General features: G+C 62.1%; 19 protein-coding genes. 14 read left to right on the top strand and 5 right to left on the bottom strand.

The annotated features are described in order from the left end of the window. Nucleotides 1–144 precede the first annotated feature (144 nt). From ACSFE6_RS26430 to qhpG, 5 genes are all read left to right on the top strand, one after another. Complete coding sequence (locus tag ACSFE6_RS26430) at nt 145–1,170, top strand: histone deacetylase family protein (protein ID WP_435430350.1); 1,026 nt, start codon at nt 145–147, stop codon at nt 1,168–1,170. 249 nt (nt 1,171–1,419) lie between these two features. Beyond that, nucleotides 1,420–3,324: a sigma-54-dependent Fis family transcriptional regulator gene (locus tag ACSFE6_RS26425; protein WP_435430349.1), complete on the top strand. Its 1,905-nt coding sequence runs from the start codon at nt 1,420–1,422 to the stop codon at nt 3,322–3,324. Beyond that, nucleotides 3,324–5,042, top strand: coding sequence for an ABC transporter ATP-binding protein (locus ACSFE6_RS26420; RefSeq protein ID WP_435430348.1), 1,719 nt, complete (start codon nt 3,324–3,326; stop codon nt 5,040–5,042). Before ACSFE6_RS26425 ends, ACSFE6_RS26420 begins: the two co-directional genes overlap by 1 nt. Next, nucleotides 5,032–5,745 (top strand): subtilisin-like serine protease QhpE, encoded by a 714-nt coding sequence (gene qhpE / locus ACSFE6_RS26415; RefSeq protein WP_435430347.1) that lies wholly within the window; start codon nt 5,032–5,034, stop codon nt 5,743–5,745. Before ACSFE6_RS26420 ends, qhpE begins: the two co-directional genes overlap by 11 nt. Continuing rightward, nucleotides 5,742–7,037: a flavin-dependent monooxygenase QhpG gene (qhpG, locus tag ACSFE6_RS26410; RefSeq protein ID WP_435430346.1), complete on the top strand. Its 1,296-nt coding sequence runs from the start codon at nt 5,742–5,744 to the stop codon at nt 7,035–7,037. Before qhpE ends, qhpG begins: the two co-directional genes overlap by 4 nt. Nucleotides 7,038–7,177: 140 nt before the next feature. On the opposite strand, the gene ACSFE6_RS26405 is transcribed toward qhpG, so the two are convergent. Then, complete coding sequence (locus ACSFE6_RS26405) at nt 7,178–8,668, bottom strand: aldehyde dehydrogenase family protein (RefSeq protein WP_175390720.1); 1,491 nt, start codon at nt 8,666–8,668, stop codon at nt 7,178–7,180. 276 nt (nt 8,669–8,944) lie between these two features. Between ACSFE6_RS26405 and ACSFE6_RS26400 the strand changes: the two genes are divergently transcribed. Beyond that, on the top strand, nt 8,945–9,199 hold the full coding sequence (locus ACSFE6_RS26400; RefSeq protein ID WP_435430345.1) for a DUF1652 domain-containing protein: 255 nt from the start codon (nt 8,945–8,947) through the stop codon (nt 9,197–9,199). Between the two features lie 47 nt (nt 9,200–9,246). On the opposite strand, the gene ACSFE6_RS26395 is transcribed toward ACSFE6_RS26400, so the two are convergent. After that, nucleotides 9,247–9,603 (bottom strand): hypothetical protein, encoded by a 357-nt coding sequence (locus ACSFE6_RS26395; RefSeq protein ID WP_435430344.1) that lies wholly within the window; start codon nt 9,601–9,603, stop codon nt 9,247–9,249. A gap of 332 nt (nt 9,604–9,935) precedes the next feature. On the opposite strand from ACSFE6_RS26395, the gene peaA reads away from it, so the two are divergent. The 4 genes from peaA (at nt 9,936) to peaD (ending at nt 14,497) form a co-directional block, all read left to right on the top strand. Continuing rightward, complete coding sequence (gene peaA / locus ACSFE6_RS26390) at nt 9,936–11,516, top strand: quinohemoprotein amine dehydrogenase subunit alpha (protein ID WP_435430343.1); 1,581 nt, start codon at nt 9,936–9,938, stop codon at nt 11,514–11,516. Between the two features lie 82 nt (nt 11,517–11,598). Further along, on the top strand, nt 11,599–13,029 hold the full coding sequence (peaB, locus tag ACSFE6_RS26385; RefSeq protein ID WP_435430342.1) for a quinohemoprotein amine dehydrogenase maturation protein: 1,431 nt from the start codon (nt 11,599–11,601) through the stop codon (nt 13,027–13,029). Between the two features lies 1 nt (nt 13,030). After that, complete coding sequence (qhpC, locus tag ACSFE6_RS26380; RefSeq protein WP_008016081.1) at nt 13,031–13,354, top strand: quinohemoprotein amine dehydrogenase subunit gamma; 324 nt, start codon at nt 13,031–13,033, stop codon at nt 13,352–13,354. A gap of 24 nt (nt 13,355–13,378) precedes the next feature. Beyond that, nucleotides 13,379–14,497 carry a quinohemoprotein amine dehydrogenase subunit beta gene (gene peaD / locus ACSFE6_RS26375; RefSeq protein ID WP_435430341.1) on the top strand — a complete coding sequence of 373 codons (1,119 nt, stop codon included), beginning with the start codon at nt 13,379–13,381 and terminating at the stop codon, nt 14,495–14,497. Between the two features lie 118 nt (nt 14,498–14,615). Here peaD and ACSFE6_RS26370 read toward each other — a convergent pair whose 3' ends face one another. Next, complete coding sequence (locus ACSFE6_RS26370; RefSeq protein ID WP_435430340.1) at nt 14,616–15,017, bottom strand: lysozyme inhibitor LprI family protein; 402 nt, start codon at nt 15,015–15,017, stop codon at nt 14,616–14,618. A 160-nt stretch (nt 15,018–15,177) separates the two neighbouring features. Between ACSFE6_RS26370 and ACSFE6_RS26365 the strand changes: the two genes are divergently transcribed. Beyond that, nucleotides 15,178–15,666: an SRPBCC family protein gene (locus tag ACSFE6_RS26365; RefSeq protein WP_435430339.1), complete on the top strand. Its 489-nt coding sequence runs from the start codon at nt 15,178–15,180 to the stop codon at nt 15,664–15,666. A 351-nt stretch (nt 15,667–16,017) separates the two neighbouring features. On the opposite strand, the gene inhA is transcribed toward ACSFE6_RS26365, so the two are convergent. Further along, a complete protein-coding gene (gene inhA, locus ACSFE6_RS26360) occupies nt 16,018–16,701 on the bottom strand; it encodes an isonitrile hydratase (protein WP_435430338.1) in 684 nt (227 codons plus the stop codon). An 89-nt stretch (nt 16,702–16,790) separates the two neighbouring features. Between inhA and ACSFE6_RS26355 the strand changes: the two genes are divergently transcribed. Then, entirely contained in the window at nt 16,791–17,774 is a 984-nt protein-coding gene (locus ACSFE6_RS26355; RefSeq protein ID WP_435430337.1) for a GlxA family transcriptional regulator, read from the top strand. A gap of 11 nt (nt 17,775–17,785) precedes the next feature. On the opposite strand, the gene ACSFE6_RS26350 is transcribed toward ACSFE6_RS26355, so the two are convergent. Then, a complete protein-coding gene (locus ACSFE6_RS26350) occupies nt 17,786–18,175 on the bottom strand; it encodes a hypothetical protein (RefSeq protein WP_435430336.1) in 390 nt (129 codons plus the stop codon). 293 nt (nt 18,176–18,468) lie between these two features. Here ACSFE6_RS26350 and ACSFE6_RS26345 point away from each other — a divergent pair, with 293 nt between their 5' ends. Next, nucleotides 18,469–19,641, top strand: coding sequence for an MFS transporter (locus tag ACSFE6_RS26345; RefSeq protein ID WP_435430335.1), 1,173 nt, complete (start codon nt 18,469–18,471; stop codon nt 19,639–19,641). A gap of 179 nt (nt 19,642–19,820) precedes the next feature. After that, nucleotides 19,821–20,555, top strand: a complete 735-nt coding sequence (locus ACSFE6_RS26340) for a thioesterase II family protein (protein ID WP_435430334.1) — start codon at nt 19,821–19,823, stop codon at nt 20,553–20,555. Nucleotides 20,556–20,678 lie beyond the last annotated feature (123 nt).

Here is a 20,678-nt window from a genome sequence, read left to right as displayed (position 1 = left end):
CCCTGTGGGAGCGGGCTTGCCCGCGATGAGGGAGTGTCAGTCAACATCTATGTTGCCTGATGCATAGCTATCGCGGGCAAGCCCGCTCCCACAGGGACCGAGTTCAAATTCTGGATTCAGGCTAACTGACAGGAATTCATCCCCATGCGCAGTTTTTTCCACCCCGAACAATTGCTTCACCATCCGCGCAGCTACTACTCCCGTGGCCAGATGCGCACCCCGCAGGAAGTGCCGGAGCGCGCACAACGCTTGGTGCAAGCGGCGCACTCATTGGGCTTCACCGTCGAGCAACCCACCGATGCCGGGCTCGATCCGCTGCTGGCGGTGCATGGCGCGCCGTATCTTGCGTTCCTTCAGGAAGCCCACCAGCGCTGGAAGGAGGTCCCGGAGGATTGGGGCGATGAGGTGATGTCGAACATTTTCGTCCGCGAACCCAACGCTTTGCGTGGCGTGCTCGCGCAAGCGGCGCGATATTTGGCCGATGGCAGTTGCCCGGTGGGCGAGCAAACCTGGCGCTCGGCCTATTGGTCGGCACAAAGTGCAATCGCCGGCGCCAAGGCGTTACTGGATGGCGAACCCGCCGCCTATGCCTTGTGCCGTCCGCCGGGGCACCACGCCCGGGCTGAAGCGGCGGGGGGCTTTTGCTATCTGAATAACGCAGCGGTAGCGGCGCAGGTACTGCGCGACAAGTTTGCGCGAGTGGCGGTGCTGGATACCGACATGCACCACGGCCAGGGCATTCAGGAAATTTTCTACGACCGTGACGACGTGCTCTACGTCTCGGTGCACGGTGATCCGACCAATTTCTATCCGGGTGTCGCCGGATTTGCCGATGAGCGCGGTGCCGGGGTGGGCGAGGGCTTCAACCTCAATCTGCCGATGGCCCATGGGGCCAGTGAGGCGGATTTCCTCGGGCAACTGGATATAGCCCTGCAGGCCGTGACCGATTTTGGCGCCGAGGTGCTGGTGCTGTCCCTGGGCTTCGATATCTACGAACTGGACCCGCAAAGCAAAGTGGCGGTGACCCGCGAAGGGTTTGCCGTGCTCGGCGAGCGGATTCGCAGCCTCGGGATGCCGTGCCTGATCGTGCAGGAAGGCGGGTATCACCTGGAGAGCCTGGAGGATAACGCGCGGGCGTTTTTTGTGAGTCCTGAGGTGTGGCAGCTCTGATTCTTCGGTGTCTATAAGGGCCCCTTCGCGAGCAGGCTCGCTCCCACAGTGGATTGAGTTGACCCATGGAATTGTGGTCAACCCGGTACCTGTGGGAGCGAGCCTGCTCGCGAAGAACGATGACTCGGTCCACCTGCCGGAACACAAGCGCCGTAAGGCACTTGCCATCGCCCTGACGTTAACGTAAAGATGGCTCCACAGCGCCGACATATAAAGTTACGGCGCAGGGCGGACGACCCGGAGCGCTTGATGACGCTAATAAAAACAACCTCCCCCAAACTGCACCGCGAAGCCCGGCTGGCACGGGAAAAACTGCACCTGGAAGGCGAAGTGCCGGACGGCGTGCTGCGGGCGGAAATCGATGCCTCTTGGCGACGCAGCCTCAGCCATGGCGTGCATTTCAATGCCCAGCATGAGCTGGCGCTGGAATCGAGTGCCAGCCTCGACGTGCTGCTGTCGAGCAATCGACTGCTGATCGACGCCGCATTACCGGCCATCGATTACCTGGCTGAACGCCAGGGCAAGGAAGGGCTGATCATTCTCGCCAACTCCGACGCCACCATCCTCGCCGTCGAAGGGCGCGCCGACCGCCTCAAGGGCAGCGGCCTGCAAGACATCACCCTGGGCGCCTGCTGGAGCGAAGCCGTTCGCGGTACCAATGCCCTCGGCACCGCGCTGGTGGAAGCCCGGCCGACCCTGATCGATTGCGGCGAACATTACCTGGATCGCCTCAGCGATTTTTCCTGTACCTCGGTGCCGATCCATTGCCCGCAAGGCGAGATCCTCGGTGTACTCGACCTGACCCGCGAAGGCCCGCTGGGTCGCGCCCATGACAGTACGGCGCTGCTGGCCATGGCGGTCAGCCAGATCGAAAGCCGGGTGTTCAACGCCAGTTACCCGGACGAAATCGTCCTCGCCTTCCACAGCCGTCGCCAGTACCTCGAATCTCCATGGCAGGGCCTGCTGGCGGTCAGCCTCGGCGGACAGATCCTCGCGGTCAGTGCCCAGGCCTGCCAGTTGCTGCATGCCGAGCGTTCGGCGCTGGTCGGTCGACGTTGCGAAGAGTTTCTCGGTGTCGATGGCCTGCAATTGCTGGCGCGCCTGCATCAAGGCGGCGCCGGCAGCCTGCAGACCGCCAAGGGCGAGTTTTTTTATAAAACCCTGCGCGCGCCGCAGCGAACCCTTAACGTCGGTACTCCACCACGTTCCCCGGCAAAAACCACAAAAGCACAACCTGACCTCGAGTCGCTGGCCGGCAGTAACGAGCGTTATGCCCGTGCCCTGCGCATGGCCCGTCAAGGCCTGGCCAACCAGTTGCCGGTGTTGTTGCTGGGCGAAACCGGCACGGGCAAGGAAGTCATTGCCCGTGCCCTGCACATGGCCGGCAGCCGCAGCGACAAACCCTTCGTCGCGGTGAACTGCGCAGCGATTCCCGAAGGCCTGATCGAGTCCGAACTGTTCGGCTACCGCGAAGGTGCGTTCACCGGCTCGCGCCGGGGCGGCATGGTCGGTCGCCTGCAACAGGCCCACGGCGGCACGCTGTTTCTCGACGAAATCGGCGACATGCCATTGGCACTTCAGGCGCGACTGTTGCGGGTGTTGCAGGACCGCAAGGTGGCGCCGCTGGGCGCCGGCGAAGAGCAGGACATCGACGTCGCGCTGATCTGCGCCACCCACCGCGACCTCAAGCGTCTGGTGGACGAAAAACACTTTCGCGAAGACCTGTTCTACCGGGTCAACGGCATCAGCGTGATGCTCCCGGCCCTGCGCGAGCGTGAGGATTTCAGTGCGCTGGTCGGTCGTTTGCTGACCCGGCTCGACGCACCCGCGGTGGTGTTGCATGACGACTTGAGTCGTCTGCTTGGCAACTATCACTGGCCGGGCAACATCCGCCAGCTGGAGATGGTCTTGCGCACCGCACTGGCCATGCGCGAGCCGGGGGAAACTGTCCTAACGCTCGATCACTTGCCCGACAGCATGCTCGACGAGCTGACCGCGACCGAACGGCCCCAGTCCGGCAGCATCCGTGAAAACGAGCTGGAGATGATCCGCCAGTCCCTGGACGCTCATCAAGGTAACGTCTCGGCCGCTGCCGACGCCCTGGGCATCAGTCGCGCGACCCTGTATCGCAAGCTCAAACAGTTGCGTTCGTGATGCGCCGCCTGATCGTCCGGCTGATCGACAGCCAGAACCCCGAGGCCCTGCAAGCCTCGCTGCACTGGCTCTACAGTTTTGTGCGGCCCCATCGGCTGGCGATTGCCGGCCTGCTCGGGCTGTCGGTCTGCGCCTCGGCGCTGGTGCTGGTGCAACCGTGGCTGACCAAACTGCTGATCGACGACGGCCTGCTGGCGCGCGACTTTTCGATGCTGGTGCTGATCGCCGTGCTGATGATCGTCGCCGGACTGCTGGGCACGGCGCTGTCCGGGATCAACCGTTACCTGCACACGCGCCTGTCCGGGCGCATGTTGTTTGCCCTGCGCGATGACCTCTATCGGCACTTGCAGACCTTATCGCCGGGCTTCTACGGCCAGCGGCGCATCGGCGACCTGATGTCGCGCCTGGATGGCGACGTGGCGGAGATCCAGCGCTTTGCCGTGGACTCGCTGTTCTCGGCGGTTTCCAGCGTGATCGGCCTGGTGGTGGCGGTGGCGATGCTGTTGACCCTGTCCTGGAAGCTGTCGCTGCTGGCGCTGGTGCTGATTCCCCTCGACGTACTGTGGCTGCGCTGGATGCGGCGCAAGGTCGAGCGCGATGTGCGGCAGTTGCGCGAACGTACGGCGGACATGTCGTCGTTCATGGTCGAAACGCTGCCGGTGATGAAATTCATCCAGTCCGCCGGCCAGCAACAGCGCGAAGCGCGGCGCCTGGAGAGCCTGGGCCAGGGCTACATGAGCCAGTTGCTGCGCCTGCAAGTCACCGAGTTTTTCACCCAGGCCGTACCGGGCACGCTGACTTCGTTGTCCCGGGCCTGTGCCTTTCTGATTGGCGGTTACTGGGTGGTGCAGGGCACCTGGCAACTGGGCGCGCTGATCGCGTTTTCCACGTATCTGGGCATGGCCGTCGGGCCGGTTCAGAGTTTGCTCGGGCTCTATGTGGCGATCCAGCGCATGACCGTCAGCCTCGGGCGGGTGATGGAGTTGCGTGGTGAACAGCCGACGGTACTTTCGCCCGACTCGCCACAACCGATGCCGAGTTCTGGCGAGCTGCGCTTCGACGATGTGCATTTCAGCCATCCCGGGCGCTCGACCACCCTGCGCGGTATCGAGGCGCGGATTCCCTATGGGTTGAAAGTCGCCCTGAGCGGCGGCTCCGGTGTCGGCAAATCGACCCTGATCGACCTGCTGCAACGCCACCACGACCCGCAGTCAGGGCGGGTGCTGCTCGGCGAAGTGGATGTGCGTGAGCTGGACCTGTTTCAGTTGCGTCGACGCATCGCCGTGGTCAGCCAGGACATCGTGCTGTTTCGCGGCAGTCTCGCCGACAACCTGGCCTATGCGGTGCCGGACGCCAGTCGTGAAGCAATTGCCGAAGTGGCGCGCCTGGCGCAGCTCGACAGCCTGATCGCGTCGTTGCCCGAAGGGCTCGACAGTCCGTTGGGCGAACGCGGCCAGCAGTTGTCCGGTGGGCAGAAACAACGTATCGCCATTGCCCGCGCACTGTTGCAGGACCCATTGATCCTGGTGCTCGACGAAGCCACTTCGGCGGTGGATGAAGCCACCGAGCGCGAAGTGATCGAGGCCATCGACCGATTGTTTGCCGGGCGCACGCGGATCCTGATCAGCCACCGTCCCTCGACCCTGGCCGATGCCGACCTGCGCTTCGAGTTGCTCGACGGCGTGCTGATCTCGAAAACGGTGCTGCATGAAGCCTGAGCTGTATGAAAAACCCGAGCGGCATGAAAAAAAAGAGCTGCGCATCGGCGTGGTGGACAGCGGTCACTCGGCGGCACAACGGGTCCAGGTGATCGCCGGGCGGCGTTTTTCCCTGGTCGAGGATGGGCTTGCCGAAGGCGACTTACGTGACGATCCGCTGGGCCACGGCAGCGCAGTCATCGAAGCCATCAGCCACCGTGCACCGTCGGCGCTGTTTTGCGTGGCTCAGGTGTTCGACCAGCGCGGGGTCACCAGCGCGTTGCAGATCGCCTCGGCGATCGACTGGCTGGTGGCGCAGGATGTGCGCCTGATCAACCTGAGCCTTGGCCTGCGTCAGGACCGCAGCCTTTTGCGCACCGCTTGCGCAGCGGCCGTGGAGCGCGGTGTCTTGCTCTGTGCATCGAGCCCGGCGCAAGGCGAAGGCGTGTACCCGGCGAATTATCCACAGGTACTGCGGGTCACCGGTGATGCGCGCTGTGCCGAACTCGAATGGTCGTGGCTCAACAGCGCCCAGGCGGATTTCGCCGCGTGTGTGCACGGCACCTATCCGGGGCAGTCCGGCGCCAGCCTCGGTTGCGCGGCGTTGAGCGGGCACATTGCGGCGTTTCTGGTGGAGCAGCCCGAGGCGAGCAATCAACAGGTCATCGAGTATCTGCGGCAGAACGCCCGTTACCGTGGCCCTGAACGGCGTTTCGGGCCATGACGTCGATTGTGATACTGGGTGCCGGGCCTGCGGGCGCAGCGGTGGCATTGGGGCTGCGGCGGCTCGGTTATGCGGTCACGCTGGTCAGCGAATGGCGGCGGTTTGCCGCGCTGGAAGGTGTGTCCCAGCGAGTGCTGGAGGCTTTGCGTGGTGCCGGCCTGGATCAGGCGCTGGAGCAAGCGCTACTGCCGTCTCAGCGACAGGTGAACTGGAACGGCCAGCAACATGCGCAGAACGTGGAGTTTCTGCTGGATCGTCCGACCTTCGATCGCGGCCTGCGGGAAGCCTTGCGCGTGGAAGGGGTTGAAGTGGTCGAAGGCCGGGTGCTGTCGGTGCAGACCTCGATCACGGGGCATCGAATCGAGATCGACGGGCGCCAGGCCTTGGACGCGGACTTTCTGGTGGAAGCCCGCGGGCGCCAGGCGCCGGCCCTCGGCAAAGGCTTGCGCGGGCCGGAGACGGTCAGCCTGCTCAATCGCTGGCAAGGCAAGCCGGGCGCCACCGCCAGCGCCGTGGAAAGCCTTGAAGACGGCTGGGCCTGGATGGCGCGACGGGCTGACGGCCAGTGCTACTGGCAATGGACGGTGGACGTGGCCAGTGCCGGGTTGCCGGGCAAGGCGCAGTTGCTCGACTACTGTCGACAGCGACGTCAGGCATCGGCGCTGGCCCAGGTTTTTTTCGGCGGCGAGCCTGAGTTTGACCTGCAACTGCACGCCCGCAGCAGTACGGCGATCCTGAGCCCGCAGGTGTGCGGCGACAACTGGATTCGCGTTGGCGATGCGGCAATGGCGGTGGACCCGTTGTCGGGCAACGGCATCTTTCAATCCCTGTCGTCGGCATTGCAGGCGCCGACGGTGATCAACACCTTGCTGCGCAAGCCTGAACGAGTGGCGCTGGCCCGGCGTTTTCACCAGCAGCGGGTGGAGCAGTTGTTCTTGCGGTTTGCACGCATTGGTCGGGATTTTTATGCCGATGAACAACGCTGGCTTGATCAGCCGTTCTGGCAGGCGCGACGGCAGTGGCCGGATGCCGAGGCCGCACACGTAAACGCGGATTTCAATGCGCTGCGGATCGAGCGGGCGCCGGTATTGCGTGACGGATTTGTCGACGAGGCCGAAGTGGTGATCACGGCGGATCAGCCGTTGGGGATCTGGCATGTGCAGGGGGTGGAGCTGGCCCCGCTGGTGCGGCGACTGCGGTCCGAACCTGCCGAGCAGGCGCTGGCGGGGTTGACGGTGGAGCAGGGGAGGATGGTCAGGAGTTGGTTGTTGGGGCAGGGGTACAAGCCCTGAGTTTTGCATTGACTGATCTGCCGCTATCGCTGGCAAGCCAGCTCCCACAGTGATTTGTGTGATGTCGAATATCTCAAATTCACCACAAAACCCTGTGGGAGCGGGCTTGCCCGCGATGGCGCCAGTAAGAGCGCCGCTAATTAAAGTTTGATCAACACCGACTTAAGCTCGGTGTAATGCTCAATCGCCGCATACCCCATCTCCCGCCCGACCCCCGACATCTTGTACCCGCCAAACGGCAGCGCCGGGTCCAGGGCGCTGTGGCAGTTGACCCACACCGAACCGGACTTGATCCGTGGAATCATCCGGTGCACCGCCGCCAAATCATTGGACCAGATGCTCGCGCCCAAGCCGTAAGGGCTGTCGTTGGCCAGGCGCAGTGCCTCGGCCTCGTCATCGAACGGAATCGCCACCAGCACCGGGCCGAAGATTTCTTCCTGCACCAGCGAATGCTTCTGATCGACATCGACAATTACCGTCGGCTTGACGAAGAAACCCGGTCCGAACTGCTCGCCACCGCAGGCGATGGTGGCGCCGCTTTCCCGGCCCTTCTCGATGTAGCCGTAGACCCGTTCCTGCTGGCGCGCGGAAATCAGCGGGCCCATTTCCACGCTCGGGTCCAGGCCGTTGCCGAGCTTCATCGCATTGGCGATTCCCGCAATGTCCGCCACCACATTGTCGAAATGCTTGCGCTGCACATACAGGCGCGAACCGGCGCAGCAGACCTGGCCCTGGTTGAAGAAGATCGCGCTGGCGGCGCCGGCGGCGGCGCTTTGCAGGTCGGCGTCGGCCATGACGATGGTCGGCGATTTGCCGCCCAGCTCCAGGGTGACCCGGGTCATGGAGTCCATGGCGATCTTGCCGATCTGCTTGCCCACGGCGGTGGAGCCGGTGAAGGTCAGCTTGTCCACCAACGGGTTGTGAGTGAGGGCGGAGCCGGCGGTGATACCGGTGCCGGTGACCACGTTGAACACCCCTTCAGGGTAGCCAGCTTCCAGCACCAGCTCGGCGAGTTTCAGTGCGGTCAGCGGGGTTTCGTCGGCGGGCTTGAGCACCACGGTGCAGCCGGTGGCCAGCGCCGGGCCGAGTTTCCAGCAGGCCAGCAGTAGCGGGAAGTTCCAGGCGACGATGGCGCCGACCACACCCACCGCTTCACGGCGGATGAAACTGTGGAACTGGTCGTTGGGCATCAGCGGCGCTGACACGTCGACTGTGGAGCCTTCGATCTTGGTCGCCCAGCCGGCCATGTAGCGCAGGAAGTCGATGGACAGTTGCACGTCCATTACTTGCGCCACCGCGGCGCTCTTGCCGTTGTTCAGGCATTCCAGCTGCGCCAGCAGTTCGGCGTCGCGCTGCATCAGGTCGGCGAGTTTCCACAACAGGTTTTGCCGCTCACGGGGGCGGGTGCGGGTCCAGGCCGAATCATCGAATGCCTGACGGGCGGCCAGCACGGCGCGATCGACATCTTCCGGTGTCGCCCGTGGCACGACGCACAGCACCTCGCCGGTGGCCGGGTTGTGCAGGTTCATGGTCTGGCCGTCGGCGGCCTCGACCCAGTCGCCGCCGATGAGCATGCGTGGGGCGCGCTGGATAAAGGCCGACGTGGCGGGTAGCAGATTAGGGAGCGACATGGCGAGGCCTCTTGTTGTTCGTGTGAACGGGGCTTTCGCAATGGCTGTGCCAAGTGTTCGGGAAGGTCGGTCAGCCCTTGTCGCACGGGGCTTTTCCCGAGACTGTGGAATATCGGCCGCGTGATGGTTTTGTCTCATATCGCGACAGCGTGTGAGACGACGAACAGCCCGCCCGTCATCTTGAGGCACCCCTTGGCGAGGATTAGAATTTTCTCGTTCGATGGGTGAAATGACGGACCTTTTTCCCGGCAACCAACTGGCGTGAGGGAAGTAGCGATGAACCTTTCACCCCTGGAAATTCAAAGCATTATCGAGCGCTGTTTCCTGCCGTCGGTGTGCACCTGCAGCCTGGCGCCGGATCAATCCCTGACGATTCGGGTCTGCGATTGCCTGACCGGCGAAGTGGATCTGGTGGCCACCCACGTTCCGCTGTGGAAACTGGACACGGTTCACGGGATCGCCACGCTGGTGGCGGAAATGCGCCAGCAGATCGAATCGCACAAAGGCGCCCAACCACCCCAATATCATTGAGTAGGTTTCAGCCGCACCACGGTGGTGGTGCGGCGGGATGGCAAATCTCAAGACGTCATTTTTCGCGATATTTCATCGAACGTGCTGCTATCGGCGGCAACTAGCAGCTTTCGATCATCCTTGAGGGTCAGTAGAAAGGTCACTTCGGTTTCCTTGCCGGCCAACATGAACCCGGCGAATGCGCCGAGCGGTCCGAGCAACATGGCGCCTGCAACGCCGAAGCCGATGGCTTCCTTGATGTTGTTGATCGATTCCTCGTTGGCCACTTCCAGGCTTTTGAACTTCGTCAGCGGGAGCTTGATGCCGGGCCACGGGTGGAGCGACGTTCTGAGGGTAAAAACGCCATCCCGGTAATCTCCGTCACCCTGCAGAAAGTCCCCCGCCAGGACAGTGAGGCTTGCCATTGGTTTATCCCCCGCTTGGCAATCGGTGAATCACCATTTCGCGCTTACCCGTATGACCCGTCAATGGCTGACCGATGAGGGGCATCTATGCTGTCTCAGACTGCAACAGCTGTCGCGATATTAGACGCCGACAAGCTCGTCCAGGCATGGCTTTATGCAGTCAAATCAACGCAAGTGATTGATTAAAAAGCTTATCGGCAAGCTGGCACGCTCCGTGTATTGCTCATCGCAGACGTTTCTCTTGCCTCCGTCAGCGGCTCACCACTGGCGGCAGAAACCAAAAAAACGATCAGCAACAAAAATAAGAAAGCACCGTGCGAGGTTCGACGTTGATGAAGAGAAAACTCCGATCAGGCCTGAGTGCCAGTCTGCTGGCCGTGGCCGCTTGTGTGGCGCTGCATTCGCCCTACAGCCTGGCAGCCCGCGACGCCCAGACCATCCTCAAGGAAACCTGTCAGGGCTGTCACACCCCCGAAGCCGATAACGCCTTCAGTCGCATCAGCCACCAGCGCAAGACGCCGGAAGGCTGGCTGATGAGCATTGCGCGCATGCAGACCATGCACGGTCTGCAGATCAGCGATGAGGACCGCCGGACGCTGGTCAAGTACCTGGCCGACACCCAGGGCCTGGCACCGAGCGAAACCGACGGCGTGCGCTACGCCATGGAGCGCCGGCTCAACACCGTCGAACAGTTCGACGACCAGCACAGCCAGATGTGCGGCCGCTGCCACTCCGGTGCGCGGGTCGCGCTGCAACGCCGTCCGGCCCAGGAATGGGAGCGCCTGGTGAACTTCCACCTCGGCCAATGGCCATCGCTGGAATACCAGGCCCTGTCTCGCGACCGTGACTGGTTCGATCTGGCCCGTAAGGAAATGGTACCGCTGCTGGCCAAGCGTTATCCGCTGGACAACCCGGCCTGGAAAAAATGGCTGAGCAGTGCACCGAAAAGCGAAGCGCTGGTGGGTGACTGGAGCTTCAGCGGCCACATGCCGGGCAAGGGTGAACTGGCGGGTGTGATGAGCGTAAGTGCCGACGGCAAGGACACCTTCAAGGTTAGTGTCAAAGGTCAATACGCCGATGGCACGTCGTTTAACGGCGATGGCAGCGCGATTCTCTACACCGGTTTCGAATGGCGCGGCAACGTGACCATCGATGGCGTGACTATGCGTCAGGTGTTCGCCGCCCAGGGCAATGCCATGCAGGGCCGGATGTTCGAGGCCGAGCATGACGAGCGGGGTCTGGACTTCGTCGCCGCCAAGCAGGGCAGCAGCCGCTTGCTGGCGGTGCAGCCGGGTTACCTGAAGGCTGGCAGCGAAACCGAAGTGACCTTGATCGGCAGCGGCCTCACCGGCAAACCCAACTTCGGCAAAGGCGTTGAAGTGGTCGAAGTCGTTTCGCAGAGCCCGGAACAGATCAAAGTCAAACTCAAGGCAGCGGCCAATGCCCAACCGGGCCTGCGCGCCGTTACCGTCGGCACGTTGAAAGGGCCGAACCTGTCGGTCTACAGCAAGATTGCCCAGGTCAAAGTGGTGCCGGAGTTCTCGGTAGCACGGATCGGCGAGGGCGGTGGCTCGACGCCCAAGGTGCAGGGCCGTTTCGACGCCGAAGCCTGGGGCAAGGGCGCCGACGGCAAGCCGTATCGTATCGGCGTGTTCCCGGCGCAATGGAAGGTCGAGGCCTTCGATGACCGCGCCAAGGAAGACGAAGACGTCAAGTACGCGGGCACCATGCAGGCCGACGCGGGCGTGTTCACACCAGGCGACGCCGGGCCGAACCCTGCACGCAAGATGTCCACCAACAATGCCGGCAACCTCAAGGTGATCGCCGCCGTCGACGACGCAGGGAAATCCCTGACCGGCGAGGGCCACATGATCGTGACCGTGCAACGCTGGAACAACCCACCCATTCCATAAATTGGCCTGATCGGCAGCGATTCAGACACTTTTCGGAATGACCGCAAGCCCCGCCAAGCGGGGCCTGCACAGGAGGTTTGCCATGGGCGCAATTTTGAATCTGGTCGAACGCAACCTGCACGAAGTGCAGGTCGACGCCGACCGCATGCTGTTTCACATCCCCAGCAGTTCGCTGTTCGCCAGCGACGAACTGACGGGCACCATTATCGATACGCTGCGCGGTCCCGGTTGCTCGCCGGAAGACCTGATCCAGCGGCTCGGCACTCGTTTCAACGGCGAGGAAATCAACGAAACCCTGCGTGAGTTGATGGCCCTGGAACTGGTCAGCGACGGCTCGCCATTGACCCCGGACATCGCCACCAAGCGTGTCGAGCGCACGGCGATCAACACCGTGGTGCTCAACGTCAACACCGGCTGCAACCTGAGCTGCACCTACTGCTACAAGGAAGACCTCGACAAGCCCTCGGCCGGCAAGAAAATGGACGTGGAAACCGCCATCGCGTCGGTGGAAATGCTGCTCAAGGAATCCCCGGACGAAGAGCGTTTCACCGTGGTGTTCTTCGGCGGTGAGCCGCTGAGCAATCGCAAGTTGATCGAGTACATGGTCGATTACTGTGAGAAGCGCTTCAGCGAGGCGGGCAAGTTCGTCGAATTCGTGATGACCACCAACGCCACGCTGCTCACCGAAGAAACCGTGGACTACCTCAACGCCCACCGTTTCGGACTGTCGGTGAGTATCGACGGGCCGAAAACCGTGCACGACCGCAACCGCATCACCGTGGGCGGGCAGGGCACCTACGACGTGGTACGGCGCAAGGCCGAGATGCTGCTGTCGCGCTACAACAGCCGTCCGGTAGGGGCGCGGGTGACCTTGACCACTGGCGTCACCGATGTTGAAACCATCTGGGATCACCTGTTCAACGAACTGGGTTTTGCCGAAGTCGGTTTTGCCCCGGTGACCTCCGGCGACATCAGCAGCTTCAACCTCACCAGCGAAGAACTGGTGCAGGTGTTCGCCAACATGAAGGCGCTGGGTCGGCGTTACCTGGAGGCGGCACTGGAGCACCGCAACATCGGTTTCTCCAACCTGCACCAGTTGATCACCGACATCCACGAAGGCCACAAAAAGGCGCTGCCCTGCGGCGCGGGCCTGAAGATGCTGGCGGTGGATCACAAGGGCGAGTTGAACCTGTGCCACCGCTTTACCGGCTCATCGATGCCTACCTTTGGCAACGTCCACAGCGGCGTGAAGCAGATGGAGTTGAACGACTTCCTGTCCGAGCGCCTGGACCGCACCAACACCGGTTGCAACGACTGCCAGATCCGCAACCTGTGCTCCGGCGGCTGCTACCACGAGAGCTACGCCCGTTATGGCGACCCGACGCACCCGACCTATCACTACTGCGAACTGATGCGTGACTGGGTCGACTTCGGCATCGAGGTCTACACCCGGATCATGGCCCATAACCCTGCGTTCATCAGCAGCTACATCACTCCGCGCAAGGCTCACTGATATGAAACATCTCAAGGCAATCAATAACAAAGCGTTGAAGCTGGATCAGGCCGCGGACGAGAACCGCATCGAAGAAGTGGTCGCCATGAGCTCCGTGGCGGGCTGTGCCTCGACCACCGACCCGGGTTGGGAGATCGATGCGTTCGGCGGTGTGTCGTCGCTGTGCCAGCCGATGGAAGCCGACTTGTATGGCTGCTCCGACCCTTGCTGGTGGCCGGCCCAGGTGCCGGACATGATGAGCACCTACCCGGACTGGAACAAGGATGCCCAGGCGTCCAACGACAACTGGCGAAACCTCGGCACTGTCTTCCCGAAAGACAAGTGATCAGATAACAAGAAGGATTCCAGCATGCGTAATTTGAAAGCCTGCGGCCTCGCCGCGTTCGCGGTTCTGAGCACCTGCTCGCTCAGTGTTCTGGCCGATGAAAACACCGCGTTGCAAGACGGTCACGAGTACATGTTGACCACCAACTACCCGAACAACCTGCATGTGATCGACCTGGCCACCGACACGCTGTTCAAGACCTGCAAGATGCCGGACGCCTTCGGCCCCGGCACCGTGCAGCTGTCGCCTGATCGCAAGACCGCCTACGTGTTGAACAACCACTACGCGGATGTCTACGGCGTCGAACTGGACAGCTGCAAACAGGTGTTCCACGCCAGCATCACCCAGAAACCGGGGGAGAAGGCACGGTCGATGTTCGCTTTCACCGTCAGCCATGACGGCAAGGAGCTATACACCATCGCCAATCCGACGTTGATGCTCAACGATCGCTACGAAGTGCAGCAGCCTCGGCTGGATGTGTACAAGACCGACGCCGGCATGGACGCCAAGGCGGTGCGCAGTTTCCCGGCGCCCCGGCAACTGACCATCATGCAGAGCGGTGACGACGGCACCTTGTATGTGGCCGGTGCGGATATCTACAAGGTCAACGTGCAGACCGGCAAATTCGACGTGTTGATCCCCAGCCGTCATTGGAAACGCCCGAACTACGCCGCGCCCGACGTGCTCTACGTGTGGAACCAGCAGACCTATCGCCATGACTTCTCGCTGCTCTACACCACCGCGAAGTTCAAGGACAAGAAACAGGACCCGGCCACCGCCGACTACCTGTACGGCCTGTTCAGCATCGACCTGAAGACTGGCAAGACCGAAACCACTGACTTCGGGCCACTGACGGAAATCTATTTCAGCGGCATGCGCTCGCCAAAAGACCCGAACGTGATGTATGGCGTGCTCAACCGTCTGGCCAAGTACGACATCAAGGAGAAGAAATTGCTGCAAGCGGCGACGCTTGATCACTCCTACTACTGCATTTCCCTCAACAAGGACGGCAGCAAGATCTACCTGGCCGGGACATTCAACGATGTGGCGATCTTCGATGCCGACAGCCTGAAACAGGTCGGCAGCATCAAATTGCCGGGTGGGGACATGGCGATTACCACGGCGCAGGTGTTTGTTCGGTAATTTGCGCAGTCTACACTGACGCCATCGCGAGCAAGCTCGCTCCCACAGGGTTCGTGTCGCACACAAAACCTGTGGGAGCGGGCTTGCCCGCGATGAGGCCCTCAAGTACACCGAAGCATCAAACCCCCGGCACCGGACACCCCAAATCCCCCTCCTGACACTTCAGATACGTCTTGAACGTCTCGACCCGCGCTTTGGTCAATTCCGTCACGCAATTGCCATAGATCAGCGGATAAACACTCCCGCCTTCCACCCCCGACGCCGAGAACTTGCACTCGGCATCGCGAAACGCAATCCATGAGCGCTGCGCCCCCACCAGCAATTTCTTGCCATCAGGATTGCCCTTGAGCCGCGACGTGATCTGCTGGTACAGCGCATTCAACTCCTTGTCCGCCGCAGCGTGCTGCTGCGCCGCACACTGGTTCATCGTGGTCTGGTCGGTGGCGTTATCGCAGTCCACGGCCTGGGCCAGGGGGATGAAAATCAGAGGCGTCAGCGCCAGGAAAAAACGTGAGTACATGAAGGAAGCTCGCAGTGACAGGGAAGTTGGGGGTGCAGTGTAGCCAAGCGAGTGGCGATGCAAAGGTTGCGATTTCGACCGCTGACACCGCATTCGTACAACTTTCGGACTGGACATGTGGTCTTACAGGCCTACTGTTGTTCATTACAGGAGGTGACGTATGAAACCAGTTCCCAATAGTTTTGAACGCAAAATAATGCTCAAGTCGCCGCGCTCCCATGTCTGGCGGGCATTGGTCGATGCCGAGGCGTTCGGTCAATGGTTTGGCGTTGCGCTCGAAGGCCGGCGTTTTATTGCCGGCGAATGGACGCAGGGGCAGGTCACGTATCCCGGTTATGAACACGTATTGTGGAATGTGCTGGTCGAGCGGGTCGAGCCGCAGCAGTTGTTTTCGTTTCGCTGGCACCCGTACGCCGTGAACCCGAAGATCGACTATTCCCAGGAGCCGACCACACTGGTCAAGTTCGAACTGCAAGACTACGAGGGCGGCACGCTTTTGAAGGTGTCCGAGTCCGGTTTTGCGCACATTCCCGACATACGCCAGAAAGAGGCGTACTACATGGACAGCCGTGGCTGGGAAGAGCAGTTGGGCAGGCTGGAACACTTTCTTGCCGAAAGCGCCAAGGCCCGTGAGCGTGAGAGCGAATGAGTCATCTAAGGGTTTTCGGAAGGGTGGCTATAGCGAATGTCTTACACGCGATGGCAGATATATCTTCTGTTACAAATTGGATCCCATGCGTATTCTGGCCCCATCCACTGACGCACAGGGAGTGCTCAGGATCATGGATGATCGGCCATTCGCAAGGAGTGCTGACGACAGGGAGTCGTAATGGTCTTGGAAGAACCCGCTTCGGCGGGTTTTTTTATGGGCGCAAGAAAATACCGGTGAAACTCGAACTGTAGGAGCGAGCATGCTCGCGATGGTCTCAAGAGCACCGCGTTTACCCGTCAGCACGCGTTATCGTTAACGACCATCGCGAGCAAGCTCGCTCCTACACGGTTAGCGTTCGAGTTTCGCCGCTGCACGCTCGGTGATTTCCCCGCGCAATTTCAACGAACCTGCGGCACGCTCACGGGCCTCCTGCAGAACCCGAGCCGGCGCCGTTTCCGGGCTACCCGCCTGAAACGGCGGTGCCGGGGCGTATTCCAGTTGCAATTGCACCCGCTCAGCGGTGTCCCGGTCGAACAACTCTGCCGCCAGGGTCAGGGCGAAATCGATACCCGCGGTGATCCCGCCACCGGTCAGCAGGTTGCCATCGCGCACCACCCGATCCTTCACCGCAATGGCTCCCAGCGGTGTCAGCAACTCGTGATAGGCCCAGTGAGTCGTAGCGCGTTTTCCCTTGAGCAATCCTGCCGCTCCCAGTACCAGCGCTCCCGTGCACACCGATGTCACGTAACGCGCATGGGCGGCCTGTTCCCTGAGGAACGCCAAGGTCCGGACATCTTCCATCAACGGCCCGACACCGCTGCCCCCGGGCACGCAGATCACATCCAGCGCCGGGCAGTCATCGAAGGTGGTGGTCGGCTTCAGCACCAGGCCGGTACTGGCGGTGACGGGCACCAGATCCTTCCAGATCAGATGCACCTTCACATCCGGTAGCGAGGCCAGCACATCGTAAGGGCCGGTCAGGTCGAGTTGCTGCACCTGTGGAAACAACAGAAAACCGATCTGCAAGGTCATGGTGTTTTTCTCCTGAAGTGGGTGGACAAGTTCACTCTAGGCGCCCAGGATTTGGCGTACACGCCAATCACCCCACGAATTACGCCAAAATGCCCAGAACCATTCATGTGCTCGCGTTCGCCAATGTACAATTGCTCGATGTCACAGGTCCCTTGCAGGTGTTTGCCTCGGCCAATGACATCGCCCGCCAGCAAGGCTTGCCGACGCCTTATGCACCTTCTGTGATTGCCAGTGGCGGCGGGGCGGTGATGTCATCGGCGGGCCTGGCGTTGTTGGCCGAACCCTTGCCCGAGCAGGGCAGCGACACCTTGATCATCGCCGGGGGCTGGGGTGTTTACGCGGCGTCGGAAGACGCGTCGCTGGTGACCTGGGTACGCACGCATGGGCTGCAGTGCCGACGGGTTGCCTCGGTGTGCACCGGGGCGTTTCTGCTGGCGGCCAGCGGCTGGCTCGATGGACGGCGCGTGGTCACCCACTGGACCCGATGCGATCAACTGGCGCAGCAGCATCCGCAATTGCAGGTCGAACCCAATCCGATCTTCATCAACGACGGCCCGGTCTGGACCTCGGCCGGGGTCACTGCCGGCATCGACCTGGCGCTGGCGATGGTCGAGGAGGACCTCGGCCGCACCATGGCCCTGGAAGTCGCCCGGCAACTGGTGGTGTTCCTCAAGCGCCCCGGAGGTCAGTCGCAATTCAGCGTGACCCTGTCCTTGCAGAAAGAAGGCAACCGTTTCGACGAACTTCACGCCTGGATCAGCGAAAACCTCACCAAGGATCTCGGCATCCCGACCCTGGCCTTGCAGGCCGGCATGAGCGAACGCAGCTTCGTACGCCACTACCGCGCGGACACCGGCCAGACCCCGGCCCGGGCCATCGAATTGATCCGCGTCGAAACGGCGCGACGCTTGCTCAGCGATACCGGCGTGCCGATCAAGCGAGTCGCCGTGCAATGCGGGTTCGGCAGCGAGGAGACGTTGCGTCGCAGTTTCCTGCGGGCCATGGGGGTGACGCCGCAGGCTTATAGGGAACGGTTTTCCGTTAGTGGTGCGGCGGATTCGCTGATGCCTTGAACAGGGCGGCGTTACTCAACGGCTTCCGTCACCTGATTAAAATACTTCGCCCGATCCGGGGTGAACGTCACCACCATCCCCGTGCGTGAGCAGGTCAGCGCGCGCTCTTCGCTCAAATCCACGTCCAGATCCTCCCCACGCAAGCCCTGCCATTGGGCGAGGTATTTGAGGGAACCGTACTTTTCGAGTTTTTTCAGGCTGCGGCTGACACCACCTTTCCAGCCCAGCACCGGGAGTTCGCCAGCCAGGCATTGCTGGGCGAGGCCGGGAAAGCGGGCGGCGCGCTGACGGCCGATTTCCCAGCATTTGATCAGGCCCCTGTCGTGGGCGTCCCACAGTTCGTCGCGGTTCAAGCCGGTGCGAAGGGGGAGGTCGATGCTGCGGTGGATGCGTTGGCTCATTCCGGTTCCTTGAGTTCGGGTTTGTTTGGACAGCTCCGCTGTTCCCGTTGAGGCGGGATGTTAGGTGGGGATGTAACGGCTGGCAACAGGGTATTTCCGGGTATTTTGTTTAATAAATGTAGGACTTTGGTCTGCGAAAATCTTCGGCTCAGACTCCTGTTGAAGGGTGTACGCCACCCATTGTGGGAGCGAGCCTGCTCGCGAAGAGGCCTTCACATTCACCCAACAATTTGCGGCTTCCCCCTCGATCCGCCGATATGGCAATTTGCAGACCCTTATCGAGACTGGCCCCCATGGCAAACCCCTACCGCGAACTGTTCAAAGTCCCAGGCAGCCGCGCCTTCGTCCTGGCCGGCATGATCGCGCGCATGCCGATTTCGATGACCGGCATCGGCCTGATCACCATGCTCTCGCAGGTAAAGGGCGGCTATGGCCTGGCTGGCGCGGTGGCGGCGACCTTTGCCCTGGCCACGGCGTTTTGTGCACCGCAGGTGTCGCGGCTGGTGGACCGTTTCGGCCAGCGCCGAATCCTGCCAGTGTCGGCACTGATTGGGGGCGGGGCGCTGTTGATGGTGTTGTTGTGCACCCGTTTGCAGGCGCCGCAATGGATGCTGTTCCTGTTCGCCGCCATCGCCGGCTGCATGCCGAGCATGTCGGCGATGGTGCGGGCGCGCTGGACCGAGTTGTATCGCGGCCAGCCGCAACTGCAAACGGCGTACGCGCTGGAGTCGGTGCTGGACGAGGTCTGCTTCATTGTCGGGCCACCGCTGTCGGTGGGCCTGTGCGTGGTGGCATTCCCCGAAGCCGGGCCGCTGGCAGCGTTGCTGATGCTGGCTGTCGGCGTCACCGCGTTTGTGCTGCAACGCAGTACCGAGCCGGCGGTTCACCCTCACGAAGCACATCACAAGGGCTCGATCATCCGCTCCGTGGACATCCAGTTGCTGATGCTGTTGATGGTCGCCATGGGCACCATCGTCGGTGTCGTGGATGTGGTCAGCGTGGCCTTCGCCCAGCAGCAGGGCCAACCGGCCTCGGCGAGCATCGTGTTGTCCGTGTATGCCATCGGTTCCTGCATGGCCGGACTGGCGTTCGGTGCGCTGCGCTCGAAAGTACCGCTGCCGCGCCTGTTTCTCTACGGCGGTGTGGCGACGGCAGTGACCACGTTGCCGCTGCTGTTGGCAGTGAACATTCTCGGGTTGTCGCTGGCGGTGTTCGTGGCCGGTCTGTTTTTTGCCCCGACCCTGATTGTCGCGATGGCTCTGGTAGAGCAGATCGTGCCGCCGGCCAAGCTTACTGAAGGCCTGACCTGGCTGGTCACCGGGTTGAGTATCGGCGTGGCGATCGGCGCCGCCAGTTCCGGGTGGATGGTGGATGCGTTCGGGGCGCGCAGCGGGTTTTGGGTGGCGATCGCGGCGGGGGCTGTGGTGCTGGGATCTGCGGTACAAAGTTACCGCCACCTGAAATAACGCATTACCTGTAGGAGCGAGCATGCTCGCGATGGACGCATGGACGACACGGGCTGTCTGATGCCCCGCGTTATCGTTGACGTCCTTCGCGAGCATGCTCGCTCCTACAGGGTTCTGCACGACTAATTCCCCGTGGCGCTCATCCGTTCTCTAGGTAGACAACCTACAAGGAAAGCCCGGTGACCCAGCTGACATTGCTGTGCCTGCCCTATTCGGGCGCGAGCGCCATGGTCTATAGCCGCTGGCGGAGCAAATTGCCGCAATGGCTGAAAGTGCAGCCCGTGGAACTGCCAGGGCGAGGGGCGAGGTTCGGCGAACCGTTGCACACCGACATGCGCCGACTGGCGCTGCAATTGGCGCAGGAACAGAGAGCCACGCTCAAGGCGCCGTATGCCTTGTTCGGCCATAGTCTCGGTGCGTTGCTGGCCTGTGAGATGGCCCATGCGTTTCGTGCCCTAGGTTGTCCGGAGCCGGTGGCTTTGTTCGCCTCGGGCACGGCCGCGCCGACCATGCGCGAGGATTACGACCGCGGTTTCGCCGAACCCAAGACCGATGCCGAACTGATCGAACAACTGCGCACGCTCAACGGCACCAGCGAAGAAGTGCTGGCCAACCAGGAGTTGATGAGCCTGACCTTGCCGATCCTGCGCGCCGACTTCCAGTTGTGCGGACGCTTCGAGCCCATGCAGCGCCCGTTGCTCAAGTGTCCGGTGCATGTACTCGGCGGCAAGGCCGACCGGGCCACCACCGAGCAGTTGATCGGCTGGAGCAAGGAAACCCGTGGCAGCTTTTCCGTGGACATGCTCGCCGGTGGGCACTTCTTCATTCATGAACATGAGGCCAAGGTGCTCAAGGTGATCAAGGATCAGCTTGAGGTGCATCATCGGCGGTATGGGATGGCGGCCAGCGCCTGATTCCAATCCCAAATTTCACACCCTACCTGTGGGGGGGGGGGGGGGGGGGGGGGGGGGGGGGGGGGGGGGGGGGGGGGGGGGGGGGGGGGGGGGGGGGGGGGGGGGGGGGGGGGGGGAGGGGGG

Origin of the sequence: Pseudomonas baetica, assembly GCF_051216495.1 — a bacterium.
In the GTDB taxonomy this organism is placed as follows: domain Bacteria; phylum Pseudomonadota; class Gammaproteobacteria; order Pseudomonadales; family Pseudomonadaceae; genus Aquipseudomonas; species Aquipseudomonas baetica_B.
Note: the sequence above shows the minus strand (reverse complement) of the source record. Positions and strands in the feature narration are given on the sequence as shown.

Bases quoted from the DNA above. Each gene is read 5' to 3' on its own strand.
- qhpE (WP_435430347.1), top strand. From the start codon at position 5,032: ATGAAGCCTGAGCTGTATGAAAAACCCGAGCGGCATGAAAAAAAAGAG.
- ACSFE6_RS26420 (WP_435430348.1), top strand. From the start codon at position 3,324: ATGCGCCGCCTGATCGTCCGGCTGATCGACAGCCAGAACCCCGAGGCC.
- ACSFE6_RS26365 (WP_435430339.1), top strand. From the start codon at position 15,178: ATGAAACCAGTTCCCAATAGTTTTGAACGCAAAATAATGCTCAAGTCG.
- ACSFE6_RS26355 (WP_435430337.1), top strand. From the start codon at position 16,791: ATGCCCAGAACCATTCATGTGCTCGCGTTCGCCAATGTACAATTGCTC.
- qhpC (WP_008016081.1), top strand. From the start codon at position 13,031: ATGAAACATCTCAAGGCAATCAATAACAAAGCGTTGAAGCTGGATCAG.
- qhpG (WP_435430346.1), top strand. From the start codon at position 5,742: ATGACGTCGATTGTGATACTGGGTGCCGGGCCTGCGGGCGCAGCGGTG.
- inhA (WP_435430338.1), bottom strand. From the start codon at position 16,701: ATGACCTTGCAGATCGGTTTTCTGTTGTTTCCACAGGTGCAGCAACTC.
- ACSFE6_RS26400 (WP_435430345.1), top strand. From the start codon at position 8,945: ATGAACCTTTCACCCCTGGAAATTCAAAGCATTATCGAGCGCTGTTTC.
- ACSFE6_RS26425 (WP_435430349.1), top strand. From the start codon at position 1,420: ATGACGCTAATAAAAACAACCTCCCCCAAACTGCACCGCGAAGCCCGG.
- ACSFE6_RS26350 (WP_435430336.1), bottom strand. From the start codon at position 18,175: ATGAGCCAACGCATCCACCGCAGCATCGACCTCCCCCTTCGCACCGGC.
- ACSFE6_RS26345 (WP_435430335.1), top strand. From the start codon at position 18,469: ATGGCAAACCCCTACCGCGAACTGTTCAAAGTCCCAGGCAGCCGCGCC.
- peaD (WP_435430341.1), top strand. From the start codon at position 13,379: ATGCGTAATTTGAAAGCCTGCGGCCTCGCCGCGTTCGCGGTTCTGAGC.
- ACSFE6_RS26370 (WP_435430340.1), bottom strand. From the start codon at position 15,017: ATGTACTCACGTTTTTTCCTGGCGCTGACGCCTCTGATTTTCATCCCC.
- peaA (WP_435430343.1), top strand. From the start codon at position 9,936: ATGAAGAGAAAACTCCGATCAGGCCTGAGTGCCAGTCTGCTGGCCGTG.
- ACSFE6_RS26405 (WP_175390720.1), bottom strand. From the start codon at position 8,668: ATGTCGCTCCCTAATCTGCTACCCGCCACGTCGGCCTTTATCCAGCGC.
- ACSFE6_RS26430 (WP_435430350.1), top strand. From the start codon at position 145: ATGCGCAGTTTTTTCCACCCCGAACAATTGCTTCACCATCCGCGCAGC.
- peaB (WP_435430342.1), top strand. From the start codon at position 11,599: ATGGGCGCAATTTTGAATCTGGTCGAACGCAACCTGCACGAAGTGCAG.
- ACSFE6_RS26395 (WP_435430344.1), bottom strand. From the start codon at position 9,603: ATGGCAAGCCTCACTGTCCTGGCGGGGGACTTTCTGCAGGGTGACGGA.